Origin of the sequence: Calorimonas adulescens, from assembly GCF_008274215.1 — a bacterium.
GTDB lineage: Bacteria > Bacillota > Thermoanaerobacteria > Thermoanaerobacterales > UBA4877 > Calorimonas > Calorimonas adulescens.
In genome coordinates, this window is the sequence record NZ_VTPS01000047.1 from 1 (window position 1) to 1,465 (window position 1,465).

Annotated in this window: 1 protein-coding gene; it reads right to left on the bottom strand. The window is 41.4% G+C overall.

Annotated features, from left to right (window positions below; all coding sequences use genetic code 11):
• Window positions 1-1,465: IS1182 family transposase (locus FWJ32_RS13175; RefSeq protein ID WP_149546423.1), on the bottom strand; the 1,465-nt coding region annotated here is incomplete at both ends.

Here is a 1,465-nt window from a genome sequence, read left to right on the forward strand (position 1 = left end):
ACACAGTAGAATGAACTCGGTTTTTACGTTGTTTTTTCCGCGAGTCAAAAACCGATTGAAATTGTAGTCATTCTTCAAAACGCCAAAAGCCCCTTCCACCTGTATGGAACGGTTCATGCGCAAAAGAATACCCTTCTCTGATATGATGTTTTCATAGGATATTTGGCGTTTCTCTGCAAACTTTTTGGAGACCTCCATCCGTCGGTTTCCTTTTGCTTTTGTGCATTTGGCTTTATATGGACAGTCCTGGCAATCTTCACATTCATATACGGTTACTTCCGACTGATAGCCGGTTGCTGATTTTTTATGTTTAATCGCTACCGGCTTGAGTTGTTTTCCATTATGACAGGTATATTCATCTTTTTCCGGATCATAGGTCATGTTTTCCCGCTTGCTGATGTCATTTTTGAAACTTTTCTTTTTCCATTTGTCATAGCTTTGGGGCTTTATGTAGTAGGTCTGTTCCTTTTCCTCTAGATACAGGTAGTTTTCTTCACTCTCATACCCCGAGTCAGCAATGATGTTCTGATAGCGGGCTTTTATGTTGGCTTCAACATGGTCAAGGAAAGGAATGAGTGTGGTTATGTCACTTCGATCCTGGAAGATCCCCACCCCTGTTATATACTCGCTTTCTACCCCGATTTGGACATTGTAGCCCGGCTTTAGTTGGGCATTTTTCATATGGTCATCTTTCATGTGCATGAAGGTGGCATCCGGATCTGTTTTGGAATAGCTGTTTCTCCCCTCAAATAACTGGTTGATAGCATTATACTTTTCCTGACGCTCATAAAAAATTTGGAGTTCCTCCGTAAACTTTTGCAATACGGTCTTCCGTTTGCCAATACCATGAACGAATTCAATTTGTTCTTGCTGCCGCTTTTCTTCTAGATAGGAAAGGGCGGATGCAAGGTCTTTTATGAGGGTCTCTTTGGTGACGGTAAGTTGGGTCCCGTAGGTTTGGTTGATTTCCTCTATACAGGTTTGGATTTTCTCAAACATCTTGGCTTCATTTTTTTGGACAGTCTTTTCCCATACGAAGGTGTAGCGGTTGGCATTGGCTTCGATTTTTGTCCCGTCGATAAAGATGTTTTCAAATTTAACTTCGCCTATCGCATGCAGATGCTGCACCATTTGATAGAAAAGGTCTTCCACAGCGTCGGGCAGGTAATCTTTTCGGAACCGGGCAATGGTGCTATGATCCGGTGCCGGGTTTCCGGCCAACAACCACATGAAATTGATGTCTCTTCTGCAGGCACTTTCAATTTTCCTGCTGGAATAAATATTATTCATGTACGCATAAGTTAATACCTTAAACATGATTTTGGGTTCGACTGCAGGTTTTCTTCCCGTAGAAGAGTATGCCTTGTATAACTTTTCGTAATTTAATCCCTCCAATATTAGGCTAAGCAGTCTTACTGAATCATCCTCTGGTATCAACATTTCTAAATTTAATGGTAAAACTAAT